This window comes from Devosia sp. A369, assembly GCF_054489345.1.
On record NZ_JBTMWV010000001.1, the window covers coordinates 685,056 to 701,756 of the forward strand.

The 16,701-nt window shown below is 63.7% G+C and carries 14 protein-coding genes; 6 read left to right on the forward strand and 8 right to left on the reverse strand.

Translation table 11 applies throughout. The features are described 5' to 3' along the window. Positions 1-3 precede the first annotated feature (3 nt). Positions 4-933, reverse strand: coding sequence for a carbohydrate ABC transporter permease (locus tag ACX3OZ_RS03385; RefSeq protein ID WP_459094843.1), 930 nt, complete (start codon positions 931-933; stop codon positions 4-6). 71 nt (positions 934-1,004) lie between these two features. After that, the gene (locus ACX3OZ_RS03390) at positions 1,005-2,246 is read right to left on the reverse strand and encodes an extracellular solute-binding protein (protein WP_459094842.1); all 1,242 of its coding nucleotides are present in this window, start codon (positions 2,244-2,246) and stop codon (positions 1,005-1,007) included. Between the two features lie 198 nt (positions 2,247-2,444). Between ACX3OZ_RS03390 and ACX3OZ_RS03395 the strand changes: the two genes are divergently transcribed. The 6 genes from ACX3OZ_RS03395 to ACX3OZ_RS03420 all read left to right on the forward strand — a co-directional run bounded on the left by ACX3OZ_RS03395 (position 2,445) and on the right by ACX3OZ_RS03420 (position 10,422). Next, the gene (locus ACX3OZ_RS03395) at positions 2,445-3,668 is read left to right on the forward strand and encodes an ROK family protein (protein WP_459094841.1); all 1,224 of its coding nucleotides are present in this window, start codon (positions 2,445-2,447) and stop codon (positions 3,666-3,668) included. A gap of 28 nt (positions 3,669-3,696) precedes the next feature. Then, positions 3,697-6,060, forward strand: a complete 2,364-nt coding sequence (locus tag ACX3OZ_RS03400) for a PIG-L family deacetylase (protein WP_459094840.1) — start codon at positions 3,697-3,699, stop codon at positions 6,058-6,060. Position 6,061: 1 nt separating this feature from the next. Next, complete coding sequence (locus tag ACX3OZ_RS03405) at positions 6,062-6,940, forward strand: DMT family transporter (protein ID WP_459094839.1); 879 nt, start codon at positions 6,062-6,064, stop codon at positions 6,938-6,940. Then, on the forward strand, positions 6,933-8,102 hold the full coding sequence (gene solA, locus ACX3OZ_RS03410) for an N-methyl-L-tryptophan oxidase (protein WP_459103820.1): 1,170 nt from the start codon (positions 6,933-6,935) through the stop codon (positions 8,100-8,102). The genes ACX3OZ_RS03405 and solA overlap by 8 nt, the downstream gene beginning before the upstream one ends. Positions 8,103-8,338: 236 nt before the next feature. Further along, positions 8,339-8,695, forward strand: a complete 357-nt coding sequence (locus ACX3OZ_RS03415) for a hypothetical protein (protein WP_459094837.1) — start codon at positions 8,339-8,341, stop codon at positions 8,693-8,695. Then, positions 8,692-10,422 carry a methyl-accepting chemotaxis protein gene (locus tag ACX3OZ_RS03420; RefSeq protein WP_459094836.1) on the forward strand — a complete coding sequence of 577 codons (1,731 nt, stop codon included), beginning with the start codon at positions 8,692-8,694 and terminating at the stop codon, positions 10,420-10,422. Before ACX3OZ_RS03415 ends, ACX3OZ_RS03420 begins: the two co-directional genes overlap by 4 nt. Here ACX3OZ_RS03420 and ACX3OZ_RS03425 read toward each other — a convergent pair. The 6 genes from ACX3OZ_RS03425 to ACX3OZ_RS03450 all read right to left on the reverse strand — a co-directional run bounded on the left by ACX3OZ_RS03425 (position 10,419) and on the right by ACX3OZ_RS03450 (position 16,620). Then, positions 10,419-11,291 (reverse strand): NAD(P)-dependent oxidoreductase, encoded by an 873-nt coding sequence (locus ACX3OZ_RS03425; protein ID WP_459094835.1) that lies wholly within the window; start codon positions 11,289-11,291, stop codon positions 10,419-10,421. The two genes, ACX3OZ_RS03420 and ACX3OZ_RS03425, sit on opposite strands and share 4 nt — an antisense overlap. Positions 11,292-11,411: 120 nt before the next feature. Then, complete coding sequence (locus ACX3OZ_RS03430; RefSeq protein WP_459094834.1) at positions 11,412-12,131, reverse strand: ABC transporter ATP-binding protein; 720 nt, start codon at positions 12,129-12,131, stop codon at positions 11,412-11,414. After that, positions 12,128-12,979 carry an ABC transporter ATP-binding protein gene (locus ACX3OZ_RS03435; protein WP_459094833.1) on the reverse strand — a complete coding sequence of 284 codons (852 nt, stop codon included), beginning with the start codon at positions 12,977-12,979 and terminating at the stop codon, positions 12,128-12,130. Before ACX3OZ_RS03435 ends, ACX3OZ_RS03430 begins: the two co-directional genes overlap by 4 nt. After that, positions 12,976-13,878 (reverse strand): ABC transporter permease, encoded by a 903-nt coding sequence (locus tag ACX3OZ_RS03440; RefSeq protein WP_459094832.1) that lies wholly within the window; start codon positions 13,876-13,878, stop codon positions 12,976-12,978. Before ACX3OZ_RS03440 ends, ACX3OZ_RS03435 begins: the two co-directional genes overlap by 4 nt. A gap of 9 nt (positions 13,879-13,887) precedes the next feature. Next, the gene (locus ACX3OZ_RS03445; protein WP_459094831.1) at positions 13,888-14,922 is read right to left on the reverse strand and encodes an ABC transporter permease; all 1,035 of its coding nucleotides are present in this window, start codon (positions 14,920-14,922) and stop codon (positions 13,888-13,890) included. A gap of 132 nt (positions 14,923-15,054) precedes the next feature. After that, positions 15,055-16,620: an ABC transporter substrate-binding protein gene (locus tag ACX3OZ_RS03450; RefSeq protein WP_459103821.1), complete on the reverse strand. Its 1,566-nt coding sequence runs from the start codon at positions 16,618-16,620 to the stop codon at positions 15,055-15,057. Between the last annotated feature and the right edge of the window lie 81 nt (positions 16,621-16,701).

A 16,701-nucleotide genomic window follows, 5' to 3' on the forward strand; every position in this document is an offset into this window, starting at 1 on the left:
CGGTCATTTCTTTTCCCTCAGCACATAGAGCTGCATCAGGGAGACGATGAGCAGGATGGTGAACAACACCACGGTCTGCGCCGCGGCATAGCCCATCTGGTAGGACGAGAAGGCGGTCTGATAGATCATCAGCACCAACGGCTTGGTGGCATTGAGCGGCCCACCCGGATCATTGGTGGTCATGTTATAGACCTGGTCGAAAATCCGCAGGAAGCCGATCGAGGAGAACACCACGAGGAACACGGTGGTCGGCTTCAGCAAGGGCACGGTGATCTTGCGCAGGATCGCCCAGTCGCCCAGCCCGTCGATTTTCGCGGCTTCGTAGAAGGTCGAGGGAATGGCGCGGATACCGGCCATGAAGATGATGATCTGAAAGCCCAGTCCGGCCCAGATGGCGGGGATCAGGATCGACGGCAGCGCTTGCGTGGTCGAGCGCAGGAAAGGCTGCTGCTCCAGACCGGCCGAGCTGAGGAAACCGTTGATGATGCCAATCGGCACCGGCTGATAGAACCAGCGCCACACCCAGCCCATGGCCGCAGCAGTGGTCAGGAAGGGCAGGAAATACAGCGCCCGGATAAAGCCGTGCATGAAGCGCACGCGATCCAGATAATAGGCGATCACGAAGGAGATCAGCAGGCTGAGTGGCGTGCCGATGATCAGATAAAGGAAGGTGTTCTGGAACACTTTCCAGAAAATCGGATCCTTGAACATTTTGACATAATTGGCGAAGCCGATGAACTTGGCTGGGCGCAACAGGTCCCAGTTGGTCATCGACAGCCAGAACGCCTGAAATGTCGGGTAAAATCTTATGCCGGCATAAAACAGCAGCGGCACGGCCAGAAACACCCAGGCCCAGATCACCCGTTTGGTGCTGATGTTCAGCCGGTCCCAGAAGCGTGCTGAGCCTGCTGTGTGGTTTGCGGTCGCCGCCATTTTCGCTCCTGCCAAATAATTCGCCCGGCGGCGGACCAAACCGCCGCCGGACGTAACTTATGCGTTCGTTCTTACTCGGTCGCTGCGTCGATGATTTCCTGCTCGGCGGCGGCCGCCTGAGCAATGGCATCTTCGACCGACTGACCTTCGAGCAGCACGCGGTTGACCATGTCGACGGCAACCTGGCGCTGGCCGGCTTCGTCATAGAACTTGGTCGTGTAGGCGTAATCGAGGCCCTTGAGGAACGGCCCGAGGATCGGATCGGCCACATTGGCTTCGCTCAGCGCGGCTTCGCGGCGGGCCGGCAGTTCGCCAACCGTATCCTGCCAGATTTCCATCGCCTCGGCCGAGGTGATGTAGGTCAGGAACTTCTCGGCGGCAGCCTTGCGCTCGCCTTCGGCAGTGGCGCCGATGGCGTTGGCGAAGTAGCTCGAATAGTTCGAGCGCAGGCCATTGGCGTCGGCCGGCAACTCAACCACACCCCATTCGAACGGGTTGCCGGCGAAGGCGCCGAGACGGAACGTGCCGTCGATGGTCATGGCGGCAAGACCAGCGCGGAACGCGGCCTGACCTTCGTCCATGAAGCCGATCTGGCCCACTTTGCTGTCGGTCTGCAGGTCGGTGTAGTACTTCAGCGCAGCAACGCCGGCGGCGTCGTTATAGGCAACGTTGCCTTCGGCATCATAGGGAACGCCACCGTTCTGACGGATCAGAACTTCGCGCCACCAATGGTGATCCTGGCCGGCCATGTCGAGGGTGACGCCCTCGGACGTGATGTTGCCCGAACCATCGCGTTTGGTGGTGGCTTCGGCTGCCGCGAGGAATTCCTCGAGGTTTGACGGCGGGTTGGCAATGCCGGCTTCGGCAAACAGCGCCTTGTTGTAGAACAGCGCCAGCGAACGCACGGCGGTCGGCAGACCATAATAGTCCTCGCCAACCTTCATCGCCGAGACGATCGGGAAGAATTCGGATTCGATGACGTCATGCGGGAACACGGCGGGATCCAGCGGCTGGATCAGGCCACCCGAGACGAAATTGTCGAGCCAGCCGTAGAACAGCTGCACGACATCCGGGCCCTGCCCGGCGACCTTGGCCGCGACGACGCGGGTCTGGTAGTCGGCATAGGGGAAGGTGGTCTGCTTGACCGTGATGTCGGGGTTAGCCGCTTCAAAATTGGCGATCAGCTTGTCCATGGCCTGTACGCGGCTATCGAACACATACTGCCAGTATTCGATCTCAACGGCCTGCGCCGAACCCAGCGCCAGAAAGCTGATGCCAGCGGCCAAGCCGGCGATTTTTGCCTTGGTAAGCATTAAGTCCTCCTTTTGGCCGCGGACCCTCCGGCGGCCATCTGCATACGGAAACCCGGCGGAAACCCGCCTATCCAGTCCCAAGCGTCTCCGAACTGACTGAACCTGTCAATAAAATAATCTACTTGAGTTATTATGATCGGCCGATAATCTGCCACCTGTCTCGGCGCACCAGCGGCGGGCACAGGGAGGGGTCTCAGCGTGATTAGCCGCAGCAAACGCAGTTCGCGCCAGCGCGTGGCCATCGGCTCCAATCCCGAGCGCAACCGCGCGCATAACCGCCGCGTCGTGCTCGAAGTCATCCGCATGCAAGGCCATATGGGCCGCACCGAAATTGCCCGCCGCGCCCAGCTCACCGCTCAGGCCGTCGCCAATATTGTCGAGGAACTGCTCGAAGAGGGCCTACTGATCGAACTGGGGCGCTTGCGCTCCGGTCGCGGCCAGCCGCCGATCCAGTTTGCCGTCAATCCCAATGGCCCGATGACCGCCGGCGTCGAAATCGCCGCCGACCGCATGGTCACCGTACTGGTCGATCTTTCCGGCGGCATTCGCGGCCAATCCATCATCCCGCTGACCCAAACCGGCCCCGAGGTGATTCCCGACCAGGCCGCTGCCCAGATCGCAGCATTGCAGGCCAGCCTGGGCGCCGACGCGCCGCCTTTGCTCGGCGTCGGCGTGGTGATGCCCGGCCCGTTTGAAGTCGAAGGCATGAGTTCGGTTGGCCCGGCCACCCTGCCCGGCTGGACCGGCGTTGATCCCGTCGCCCTGTTTTCCAAGGCCACCGGCAGCCATCTCGTCATCGACAACGACGCCACCGCCGCCGCTGTCGGCGAGCGGCTCTATGGCGCCGGCCAGCAGATCGGCACCTTCTGCTATCTCTATTTCGGTGTCGGCCTGGGGCTCGGCGTCATTCAGGACGGCCGCCCGCTGCGCGGCGCTTTCGGCAATGCCGGCGAGCTCGGCCATGTCGGACTGGTGCCGCGCAAGGGCCGAATCGCCCATGGTCCGGCCGGCGCATTGGAACGCTTCGCCTCGGTCTTCGCCCTGCGTGAACACCTGGCCATGGCCGGCATCTATGCGGCGACCGTCGAAGACATCCAGAAGCTGCATGACGAAAACTGCGCCCCGCTCAATGAATGGATCGAGCTGGCCGCCGACTATCTGGTGCCGACCGTCGGCATGCTGGAAAACATCTTCGATCCGGCCACGGTGATCTTCGGCGGTGGCCTGCCCGATTCCGTGCTCGACGCGATGATTGCCGCGCTCGATCCCCTGCCCGTCTCCGTCGCCACCCGCCAGCAGCGCAGCCTGCCGCGCGTCTTGCGTGGCCAGACCGGCCAATTGACCGCCGCATTGGGCGCGGCCGCCCTGCCGCTGCTCGATACCGTTTCACCTCACCTCAGCGTCGCCAGCGCCACTGGCTGACCGAACACTTGCTAAACTGGACGACCCCATGCTGACCGCTCGAGACCGCCTGTACCGCCGCGCCGCCGCGCCCCGTTCCGTTGCCCTGCAGCGGGCCCTCAGTCGTTTGACCTCGACCGTGACCGTGATGAACACCGGCGCCCACCCGGACGACGAACAGAGCGGCATGCTGGCCACCATGCGTTTCGAGCAGGGCATGCGCATCGTCATCGCCTGTTCCACCCGCGGCGAAGGCGGCCAGAACACCAGCGGCCCCGAGCGCACCGGCGCATTGGGCGTGATGCGGTCGCGCGAAATGGAAGAAGCCGCCCGCGTGCTTGACGCCGATATCGCCTGGCTCGGCCATGGCCCCGACGATCCGGTGCATGATTTCGGCTTCTCCAAATCCGGCCCTGACACCCTGTCGCGCTGGGGCCGTGAGCGCACCATCGAGCGGCTGGTCCGCGCCTATCGCCAGTTCCGCCCCGATATCGTCATCCCTACCTTTCTCGACGTGCCCGGCCAGCATGGTCACCACCGCGCCATGACCGAAGCCGCCGAGACCGCGCTGGCGCTTGCTGCAGAACCGGCCGCCTATCCCGAACATGCCGCCGAGGGGCTGACGCCGTGGCGCGTCGCCAAATATTATCTCCCCGCCTGGACCGGCGGCAGCAATGGCTATTACGACGACGAAGTGCCGCCGCCGCCCGCCACCACCCTGGTCACCGCCACCGGGCCGGACCCGGTGACCGGCATGAGCTATGATCGCCTCGGCGAAGTCTCCCGCGCCTATCACGGCAGCCAGAATATGGGCTATTGGACCTTCCCGGCGCAGCTGAGCTGGCCGCTGCATCTGGTCAACGGCGCCGCCGAAAACGCCATCGGCGCCGGCCTCCCCGCCCGCCTCGCCGATCTCGGCGACCACCCTGCGCTAGGCGAGGCCGACGCTGCCATTGCCCAGGCCATCGCCGCCTTCCCCAACGCCGCCGCCCTCACCACGGCTTTGGTCAGCGCCAAGCGCGCCGTCGCTGCTGCACTAGCTGCGCAGACCGCCGACGAAGCCGCCCGCCATGGCCACCGCCTGCAGCGCAAGCGCCAGGAACTCGACGCCGCCTTGGCCCTCGCCGCCGGCCTCGATTTCAGCCTTGCCGTCTCGCCGCGCCTAGCGCCGGGCGGCACAGCGTCGCTCACCGTTGAAATCGACGCAGGCACCGCCGACCACCTCACCATCACCCCGGTGCTGGACGCTAATTTCGAGCCGCTTGCCGCCGTCACCACCGCCGATACCCGCATCACCCTGCCGCTCACCGCCAAGCCCGACGCGGCAATCACCAACGCCTTTGCCCCCGACTGGCTCAGCCTCGGCGGGAATGGTGCGGTGAGCCTGCGCATCGATGCCGTTGTCGCCGGCGAACCGCTATCGATCACCCTAGACACTGAAGAGCCGGTGCAGATCGTACCGCCCTATCAGCTGGCGCTCACCCCCGACGCCATGATTCTGGCCTTGCCAACCCGCGATACGCGCATTGTCGCCATCAAGAGCGATATCGCCGCCGAGCGGGTCAGCTTCGACATCGCGCCCGGCCTCGCCGTTGCCACCAAGGGCTCCGACTTCACCCTGACGCCGGCCGCCGATCTCGAACCCGGCCGCTACACTCTGCACGTTCGCGTCGATGGCACCCCGGCCTATGCCCTCACCGAAATCGCCTACCCCCATATCGGCCGCACCCATTTCGTGCGCCCGCTCGCCCTTGATGTGCTGGCCCTCGACCTGAACCTGCCCAAGAGCCGCATCGGCTATATCAGCGGCGGCAGTGACCGCGTCGGCCTCTGGCTCAAGCGCATGGGCGCCAACGTCACCGAACTCGACGCCGCCGCGCTAGCCGGCGACCTCAGCCAATACGACTCCATCGTCATCGGCATCCTCGCCTTCGGCACCCGCCCCGATCTGGCCGCCGCCACCGAGCGCCTGCATCGCTGGACCGAGGCCGGCGGCCATCTGCTGACGCTCTACCACCGCCCCACCGATGGCTGGAATCCCGACGCCACGCCGCCGCGCATGCTGACCATCGGCTCGCCCTCATTGCGCTGGCGCACCACCAATCCATCGGCCGAGGTCACCATCCTCGCGCCCGAGCACAAACTACTGACCGGCCCCAACGCCATCAGCGCCGCTGATTTCGCCGGCTGGGACAAGGAACGCGGTCTCTATTTCGCCTCCTCCTGGGACCCGGCCTATGTGCCGCTGCTGGCCATGAGCGACCCCGGCGAAGCCCCGCTGACCGGTTCGCTGCTCTCTGCCGAAGTCGGCAAGGGCCGTCACACCCATACCAGCCTCGTGCTGCATCATCAGCTCGACAAGCTGGTGCCGGGCGCGTTCCGCCTACTGGCCAATCTGGTGCAGCCCGCCTGACATGACCGTGCCTCGGCAGCGTTCCGCCGGCATGGTCTGGCTCTTATCCGATATGCTGCTGGTCACCGTGATGACGGTGCTGGTGAAGCTGGGTGGCGCCAGCTTCCCGGCCGTGCAGATGGTGTTCATCCGCTCGCTGATCGGGCTGGTCAGCGTGTTGCCATTGGCGTGGCGACATCGCGCCGCCATCGCCGGCACCACGCAATGGGGCCGCCACATCTTCCGGGTGCTGTGCAATACGCTGGCGCTCAACACCAATTTCGCCGCGCTGACCGCCCTGCCGCTCGCCATGGCCAACGCCATCGGTTTCATGCGCCCATTGGTGGTCATGGCACTGGCCACCTGGCTGCTGCATGAGCGCTCCGGCGGCTGGCGCTGGTTTGGCGCCGTCATCGGTTTTCTCGGCGTGCTGATCATGGTCGCCCCCGGCGAGGTCGCGCTCAATCCGGGCATTCTGGCGGCGCTGGGCTCGGTGCTGTTCGGCTCGCTCGCCGTAGTGCAAACCCGCGCTTTGGCCAACGAGAACACCACCGTACTGATGGTGTTCTACACCGTCGGCCTCTCGGTCTTCACCATCATCCCCGCCAGTCTGGTCTGGCAGCCGGTGGCATTGGGCGACTGGCCGCTGCTGCTCGCCATCGGCATTCTGGCGCAGATCGGGCAATATTGCTTCCTGCGCGCCTATCAATCGGCTCCGGCCAGCATGCTCGCCCCGCTGGGCTATCTCTCCATCGTGCTGGCCACTCTGGCCGGCTATCTCGCCTTTGGCGAAGTCCCGGCCTGGACCACCATTGCCGGCATTGCCATCATCATCGCGGCGCTGGCGCTCACCGCCCGCCTCGACCGACCCCATCGAGAGGAAGCGTCCCTCAATGACTGAGATTTGCGACATTGCCGTCATCGGCCTGGGCGCTATGGGTAGCGCCACCGCCTATCAACTGGCCAAGCGCGGCGCCAAAGTGATCGGCACCGACCGCTTCGCCCCGCCCCACGCCGAAGGCTCCACCCACGGCGAAACCCGCATCACCAGGCGTGGCATTGGCGAGGGTGAAGCCTATGTGCCGCTGGCCATGCGCTCGCACGAACTCTGGCGCGAGATCGAAGCCGAGACCGGCCAGGACATGCTGTTCGAAGTGGGCAGCATCATCATCTCCGAGCATGACGACACCATTGTCCGCCCGGGTCGCACCGCCTTTATCCAACGCTCCATCGGCGCAGCCCAGCACTACGGCATCCCGCACGAAGTCCTCTCCGCCGACGAGATTCGCCACCGCTTTCCCGCCTTCACCCCGCAGGATAGCGAGATCGGCTATTTCGAGCCCGGCGGCGGCTATCTCTGGCCCGAGCGCTGCGTCGCGGCCCAGTTGGAGCTAGCCCAACGTCACGGCGCCACCCTCAAGCTGGGCGCGACCGTCACCGCAATCACCCCATCCGGCAGCGGCGTCATTATCGCCTTCAGCGATGGCAGCACATTGCATGCCGGCCAGGCCATCGTCTCCGCTGGCTCATGGGCTCCGGGCCTGTTGGGCGAACCCTTCACCTCCCTGCTCCGGCCAGTCCGGCAGGTGATGCACTGGTTCGCTCTGGCCCCCGATGCCCCGCCCAACTGGCGCGACGTCCCGGTCTTCATGTGGCCACATGGCGAAACCGAGGATGGGTTTTTCTACGGCTTTCCTAGCCGCGATGGCCTGTCGATGAAAACCGCCGATGAATATTACGGCCCTGCCAGCGACCCCGACCACATCGACCGCGTAGTCCCAGACTCCGACAGCCTGCGCATGCACACCGCCCATGTCGCCGGGCGCCTCGCCGGCGTCACCCCGCGCGCCCTCAAAACCGCCACCTGCATCTACACCGTCACCCCCGACAGCGCCTTCCTCATCGACCGTCACCCCGAACACGCGGCGATCCTCGTCGCCTCCCCCTGCTCCGGCCACGGCTTCAAACACTCGGCTGCCATTGGCGAAAGCCTGGCCCAATGGGCCATTGACGGTCAGCCGGTCATCGACCTCTCGGCGTTTGCCCTGTCTCGCTTCGAATAACATGCGGCAACTGACCAAGGCCCTCGCCACTTCATATGAAATCAAAACAATTGCTCAATTGACACAAGTTTATTGAAGTATAGCCGTAAATTGACTTACGCACTTCTTCGCATCGACTGATCGATAAAATTCAATCCAAAACAGGGAAATTTTAATTAACCCCTCTGTGCTCTACTAAACCCACGCATATTCATGCGGTAAGGGTCTGCAGTCGCAATTCTGAAAGGATTGCAGCATTGGCAAGGGCGCGCGGTCTGGGCTCAGGTTTTACTATCGGCAAACCGAACGGTGCTGCGCTCGTCTTGATAGGCGCCTCGACCTTACTGACCTTTACCACCTTGATCATCGGCTACCATCTACCGCCAGAACGCGGCGAGATCGGTGTCGTATTCCCACCCTGGACCTCCCAGATTGATGCCCTGAGCGCCGTGATCGACGCCGGCGGCCAGATCGCCGGCACCGGCCGATTCTCCAACATTGTCGTGGCCGTCGCCCTGGACGGCAAATTTGCCCAACGCGTCACCGAGCGGGGCGCGCTGTTCGTCGCCGCAGCAAGAGGCCTATGCGGCCCGATTGAGGAGTTGCAGACATGACGCTGGAAATTTTCCGTCAGCGTGGGGCGCTGGTTCTGGTCGGGCTGACAGTCATCCTCGCCGCCGCAACGCTGGCCATCGAACTGGCCCGGTTTGGCTCCATCGGCATCGCCGCCATGCTGGCCATCGGGCTGAGCGTCATCATGGGCGTCAGCTTCCTGCTGTTCCGGGTGAGCGCCCCGGGGCGCCATGTCACCGTCGCCGTGCTGATGGGCCAGGTCGCCGCGATGCTGATCGCCATGCGCGGCCACCCCATGCAGATCGACATCCACATGGCGTTTTTCGCCGCCCTGGCCATGTGCGCGCTGCTCTACGATATCCGCTCCATTCTGCTGGGCACGGTTCTGGTGGCCGTCCACCATCTCGGCCTGGGTCTGCTGTGGAGCGACCTGGTGTTTTACGGTTCGGGCGGCCTCGGGCGCGTTACCCTCCATGCGGTCATTCTGGTTGCCGAAGCGGCGGCGCTGATCTGGATGACCATCAATACCAATGTGGTCCTGTCATTGTCGGAAGAGCGGACCGCCGAACTGGCCACCAGCGCCGAAGCCGAGCAGGCCAATGCCCGCGAACTGGCGCATAATGCCGAGATGACCCGCCACCATGCGGCGCAGATGAACCAGCTACAGGGCGAATTCGCCGCCGTGGTCGAGGCCGGACTGGCCGGTGATTTCAACCAGCGCATGCGCTCCCACTACGATGATCAAAGCCTCAATGATCTGGTCGACAAGACCAATCAGCTGGTCGAGCAGGTCAGCGAAGGCGTCAACGCCACCCAGGCCGTGCTCCGGGCCATGGCGCAGGCCGATGTCACCTGCCGCGTCGAAGGCGAGTTCAAGGGCGTCTTTTCCGACCTGCAGCATCACACCAACGGCGTGGCCGAAAAGCTCGCCGAAGTGGTCGGCCAGCTCAAGAATGCCTCGGCCTCCCTCAAGGTCGCCACCGGCGAAATTCTGTCCGGCGCCAATGATCTGTCGCAGCGGACCACCAAGCAGGCGACCACCATCGAACACACCGCCGTCGCCATGGTGCAATTGGCCACCACCGTGCGAAAGAATGCCGAGCGGGCGCATGAGGCCAGTCTGGTCGCCGCCTCGGTGACCCAGGCCGCCGAATCCGGCGGCGACGTGATGCGCAACGCCACGCAGGCCATGGAGCGCATCACCCAATCCTCGTCCAAAATCTCCGACATCATCGGCATGATCGATCACGTCGCCTTCCAGACCAATCTGCTGGCGCTCAATGCCTCGGTGGAAGCCGCCCGCGCGGGCGAGGCCGGCAAGGGCTTTGCCGTGGTCGCGGTCGAAGTGCGCCGCCTGGCCCAGTCGACGGCCCAGGCGTCAGCCGACATCAAGCAGCTGATCGAGCAATCGAATGTCGAGGTTCAGGGCGGCTCACGCCTGGTGCTCGACGCCGCCGCCCGGCTGGAAGCCATGCTGGTGGCCGCCCGCTCATCCAACGATTTGATGAGCGGCATTGGTCGCGACAGCAGCGATCAGGCAACCGCCATCGAAGAGGTCGGCGGCGCCGTGCGCACCATGGACGTGATGACCCAGCACAATGCGGCCCTGGTCGAAGAAATCAACGCCGCCATCGAGCAGTCCGAAGCTCAGGCCAGCGAACTAGACCGGATCGTGGATATTTTCACCACCGAAAGCCCCCAGAGCGCGCCCACCATAGAGACGCGCCCCAGACCAACCCGCCTCGTCCGCCTCGCGGCCGGGGGCTAGTTACTGCGGTTCAGGCGGGCGATCAGACTGGACGTATCCCAGCGATTGCCGCCCATCGCCTGCACTTCCGAGTAGAACTGGTCCACCAGCGCGGTCACCGGCACCCGCGACTTGTTGCGGCGCGCCTCGTCCAGCACGATGGCCAGATCCTTGCGCATCCAGTCGACCGCGAAACCGAACTCGAACTGCCCCGCTACCATGGTCTTGTAGCGGTTTTCCATCTGCCAGGACTGCGCCGCGCCCTTGGAAATCACCTCGATCACCGCTTCGACGTCGAGCCCGGCATTCTGGCCGAAATGGATGGCCTCGGCCAAGCCCTGCACCGCGCCCGCAATGCAGATCTGGTTCATCATCTTGGCGAGCTGGCCGGCGCCCGAGTCCCCGAGCAGGCGGCTGGCCCGCGCATAGGCCATGATCACCGGCTCGGCCCGCGCATAGGCGTCGGCGTCGCCCCCGCACATCACCGTCAGTGCGCCATTCTCCGCGCCCGCCTGTCCACCCGAAACCGGTGCGTCGATAAAGCTGAACCCGGCAGCCGTAGCCACCTCGGAAAGCTCGCGCGCGACGGCGGCCGATGCGGTGGTGTTGTCAACAAACACCGTCCCCTTGCCCATGCTCGAAAAGGCGCCATCCGGCCCCATTGTCACCTGGCGGAGATCGTCGTCATTGCCGACGCAGCAGAACACGAAATCCTGGCCGGCAGCGGCGGCGGCCGGCGTCGGGGCCATGCTGCCGCCATGCTCGGACACCCATTTTTCAGCCTTGGCCGCGCTGCGGTTGTAAACGGTGACCGCATGCCCCTTGGCAGCCAGGTGCCGGGCCATGGGATAGCCCATGACGCCCAGGCCGAGGAAAGCTACTTTTGCCATGCAATACACTCCATTTCGATAGCACCGCCCGCGGGGCGGATCAGTTCAGCGCAAACTCTTTCATGCGTGCTCAAATCGCCGATGTCGAGTGCGCCAGCCAGCCGAGCGGAAGTGACCTGCTCAGCTGGCCGCGATCAGGTCGCGCGTATAGCTCTGCTGGATGTCGCGAGCACGCAATTGGCTGCGGGTCAGGGTCTCCACCGCCTCGGCATTGCGCATCACCATCAGCCGCTCGCACATATAGGAAATCACCGCCAGATCATGGCTGACAATGACGAAGGTCAGCCCCAGATCCCTTCGCAGCTGATTGAGCAGGTTGAGGATTTCGGCCTGGATCGACACATCCAGCGCCGAAGTCGGCTCATCGAGCAGCAGGATTTTGGGATTGAGCGCCAATGCCCGGGCAATGGCGACACGCTGCCGCTGACCGCCCGACAATTCATGCGGAAAGCGGAAACGGAACTTCTCGCCCAGCCCGATCAGGTCGAGCAATTCGCGGGTGCGCCCTTCGGGGTCCGGCATGTTGTTGATCCGCATCGGCTCGGCAATGGCCTGGCCGATGACATAACGCGGATGCAGCGACGCATAGGGGTCCTGAAACACCATCTGCACCCGCCGCGCCAGATCGGTGCGGCTGGTGGATTTTGTATCCTGCCCATCGATCTTGATCGAGCCGGACCAATCGGGATTGAGCCCCATCATGGTGCGCAGAATGGTGGATTTGCCGGAACCGGATTCCCCCACCAGGCCAAAGCTTTCGCCCTCGGCAACGTGAAAGCTGACATCGCGGACGGCGGTCGACGGGCCGAAGCGGACGCTGAGATGGTCGACATCGATCATGGGCGTGCCTCCAGCCAGCTGGCCTGGCGCTGCAGGATCGGCAGCGGCTCGAGCGGGCCATCAATGGTGGGCAGGCAGGCCAGCAGCCCCTGCGTATAGGGATGGGTGGCCTCGTGCAGACGGTCGGCCTGCAGGGTCTCGATGATCTGGCCGGCATACATGACGATGACCCGGTCACAGAACCGCGCCACCAGCCGCAGATCGTGGCTGATGAAAATCAGCCCCATGCCGCGCCGGCTGACCAGCTCGTCGAGAATCGACAGCACCTGGGTCTGCACCGTCACGTCGAGCGCCGAAGTGGGCTCGTCGGCGATCAGCAGATCGGGCTCGCGCACCACCATCATGGCGATCATGACGCGCTGACCCATGCCGCCCGACAATTCATGCGGATACAGCGAAAACACCCGCTCGGGATTGCGGATATGCACCGCTTCCAGAATCGCCAGCGCCTGACGGATCGCTTCGCGCTTGGGCAGCTTCCGGTCGCCAATGCGGATCGCCTCGACGATTTGCAGGCCGACGCGCATCACCGGGTTGAGCGAGAATTTGGGGTCCTGCAGGATCATCCCCATCCGCCCACCCCGCAAGCCACGGCGCTGCCGGGGCGAGATTTTGGTCAGGTCGATGCCGTCAAATTCCATCTTGTCGACACTGACCTGGGCATAAGACGGCAAGACGCCAAGCAGTGCCCGGCCAGTCAGGCTCTTGCCCGAGCCGCTTTCCCCGACAATGCCCAGTTTTTCGCGGCCCAGCGTCAGCGAGACGCCGCGCACCGCGTTGGTCATGGCGCCGCCTTCGCCGGGAAAGGCGATGCGGAGGTTTTCGATTTCTACCAGGGGGCCGCTCATTGGCGCTGCCTCAAATGCGGGTCGAGCAGATCGCGCAAGGCGTCGCCCAAGAGATTAAAGCCAAGGCTGACCACGAAGATCGCGATGCCGGGGACCGTTGCCACCCACCATTGGTCGAAGATGAATTTGCGACCGGTGGAGATCATGGCGCCCCATTCCGGCAGCGGCGGCTGGGCGCCGAGGCCGATAAAGCCCAGCCCGGCGGCGGTCAGGATGATGCCAGCCATATCGAAGGTCATGCGCACGATCACCGAAGACATGCACATCGGCATGATGTGATAGACGATGATGTGGAAATCCGACGCGCCGGCGAGGCGGATGGCGTTCACATAATCGGAGTTGCGCACCACCATCGCTTCGGCGCGCGCCAGCCGCGCATAAGGCGGCCAAGCGGTCAGGGTGATGGCCAGCGCCGCATTGACGATGCCGGGCCCGAGCGCGGCGACGAAGGCCAGCGCCAGCAGCAGCTTGGGAATGGCCAGGAATACGTCGGTGATGCGCATGAAAATGCGGTCGATCCAGCCGCCGTAATTGCCGGCAACGGCGCCGATCACCAGCCCGACCGGGGCCGAGGTGACGATCACCAGCCCGACAATCAGCAGGGTCAGGCGCGAGCCATAGACGATGCGCGAATAGATATCGCGGCCCAGCTCGTCGGCGCCGAACCAGTATTGCGCGCCCGGCGCCGCCAGCCGGTCGGCCAATACCGGCAGATAGGGATCATGCGTGGCCAGGATCGGCGCCAGCGCAGCGCAAAGCAGCAGCGCGATGACGATGATCAGCCCGACCATGCCGAGCGGATTGCGCACGAAGCGGCGGGCAAAGCTCTTGAATTCGGCTAGCCGGGCAGCGCGGAGAGCGCGCTTGGAGTCGACAATGGTGGTGGTGGTGAGGTTCATGGGTGCCTCCTAGCGCGAGCGCGGATCGAGCGTGCGGTAGAGCACGTCCGACAGCATGTTGAGGAACACAAAGACCGCGCCGACCAGCAGCGTGCCGCCCAGGACTGCATTCATGTCGGCGGCGAACAGCGAGGAATAAATGTAGTTGCCGATGCCGGGCCAGGAGAAGATGGTCTCGATCAGCACCGAGCCTTCCAGCAGCCCGCCATAGCTGAGCGCGATCACCGTGACCAAGGGAATGGCCGCGTTGCGCAGTGCATGTCCGGCCACGACGCGAAATTCGCTGGCGCCCTTGAGCCGGGCAGTGAGAACATATTCGCTGTTGAGCTGGTCGAGCATCACCGAGCGGGTCATGCGCGAAATATAGGCCAGGCTGAAATAGCCGAGCAGCACGGTTGGCAGCAGCATGTGGCTGATGGCGTTCTGGAAAATCTCCCACTCGCCCTGCATGGCGCTGTCGAGCAGGATCGAACCCGTCCAGCGGTCGACAATGCCGACGAAGAACACGTCGAGCTGCCCGGGTCCGGCGACCCAGCCGAGCTTGTAGTAAAACACGAACAGTCCCACGAGCCCGAGCCAGAAGATCGGCACCGAATAGCCGATCAGCCCGACAATACGGATCACATGGTCGGGCCATTTCTCGTGCCAATAGGCCGAGGCAACGCCCATCGGCACACCCAGCACCACGCCCAGCAGCAGACCCAGGGTCGCCAGCTCCAGCGTGGCCGGGAAGAAATTCAGCAGATCGGTCAGCACCGGCCGCGCCGTGGCAAAGGAAGTGCCGAAGTCGCCGCGCAGGATCTTGCCGATATATTCAAAAAATTGCTGCCACAGCGGCTTGTCCAGCCCCAGTTCCAGAAACACCCGGTCATAGGTCGCCTGGCTGGCCTTTTCGCCGACAATGGAAATCACCGGATCGATCGGCAGCACGCGGCCGATGAAAAAGGTCAGTGCCGACAGGCCAAGCAAAGTGATGGCGACGGTGAGCAGCCAGGAGGCAATGCCGATGATGGGGCGCAGCGCGCGGGGAACAGATGTGGTCAAACGGAATACTCTTTCCTTCTCCCCTTGTGGGCGAAGGTGGCGCGTAGCGCCGGATGAGGGGTGCGCGATGGTCGACCGCACACCCGAATGGCGATTTGCCCCCTCCCGCATGGAGAGGGGGCAGTTAGACGCTTACTGCTTGGTCACGCCGCCATAGCGGTCGTCCGAGAAGGTGATGCCGAGTACGACACCCTTGACGTCGGCGCGCATGGCAACCTTGCGGCTGTCCTGGAACATGTAAACGAAAGGCGAGCTGTCGGTATGGGCGCGCTGGATGGCGTCATACATGGCTTTGCGCTTTTCGGTGTCCTGCTCCTGCACGGCGGCCAGAACCTGGTCCGACAGCGGGCCCGAATCCCAGCCGAAGCGGTCGGCGAGATTACCGTTGGCGCCATCGGGATCGGTCTTGTCGTTGACGGTGAAGGCCTTGGCGTTGGAATGCGGATCTGGATAGTCCGGACCCCACAGGCCAAACCAGACGTCCAGATCATGGCTGCGATAGCGATCGAGCCACTGGCCACCATCGACGACCAGCAGATTGAGCTCGATACCGGCCTGCGCCATGGTCGCCTGCACGGCCTGGGCATATTCGGTATAGGGCGGCACGTTCCACACCACGGTATCCAGCTTGATCGGGGTGGCGACGCCACTTGCAGCGATCAGCGCCTTGGCCTTTTCGACGTCGAGCGAATAGGGGTTGTAGTCGATATTGCCGCCCAGGAACCCGTCCGGGATCATGGTCTGGTGCACCTTGACGGTGCCACGGCCGATATTGTCGGCAATGCCCTGGTAATCCACCAGATACTTCATCGCCTCAACCACTTCGGGATGGCTCAGCGCTTCGTTCCGCACGTTGAGACCGAAGTAATAGATGGTCGAGGAATTGCCTTCCATAATCTGGATGTCAGCATTGCCCGACACGGCGCCGACATCATCGGGGCCGAGCTTGTTGGCAATGTCGATATCGCCCTTTTCCAGCGCCAGGCGCTGCGTCGCGCTTTCCGGCATATGCTGGAGGAAGATGCGCTCGACGCCGGGAGCAGTGCCCCAGTAATTGTCGTTGCGCGACAGCAGGATCGACACTTTCGGGTCCCACTTGGTCAGCACATAGGGGCCCGAACCGGCCGAATTTTCGCTCTTGAGCCAGGCATTGCCATAGTCGTTGCTGCCATCGGCCAGAGTGGCCTCATGCTGCTTGACGATCTCGGAGTCGACGATGCCGCCGGTGAAGGACGACAGCACATAGAGCACGAAGCTCGGGGCGTATTTTTCGTTGACTTCAAGCACCAGGGTGCCGGCGTCGGTCGCCTTGATCTTGTCGACAACGTTGTCCTTGTCGATGCCGAACTGGGTCAGGATGAACGAGATACGGCTGTCGATCAGAATGACGCGACGCAGCGAATATTCGGCGTCATAGGCGGTCACCGGATTGCCCGAGGCAAACTTGGCGGCCGGGTTCATCTTGAAGGTGAAAGTCTTGCCATCTTCGGAAACCGACCAGCTTTCAGCCAGCACGCCGGAGATATTGGTCGGATCAGCGGGATCGAAGGTCACCAGCGGCTGGTAGATCTGCTGGCTGGCGAGCACGCCGCCGACTTCACTGACTTCACCCGGATCGAGGGTGATGATGTCGTCAATCGCGTCCGCGATGACGAGTGTATTGGTGGGCGTCGCCGCCATGGCTCCCGAAGCGGTCATGACCGCTCCAAGGGCTACGGCTGCGAGCGTCTTAAACAGGCGCATTGCAGTCTCCCTGGTTGATTGCTTGATTGTCTGGTG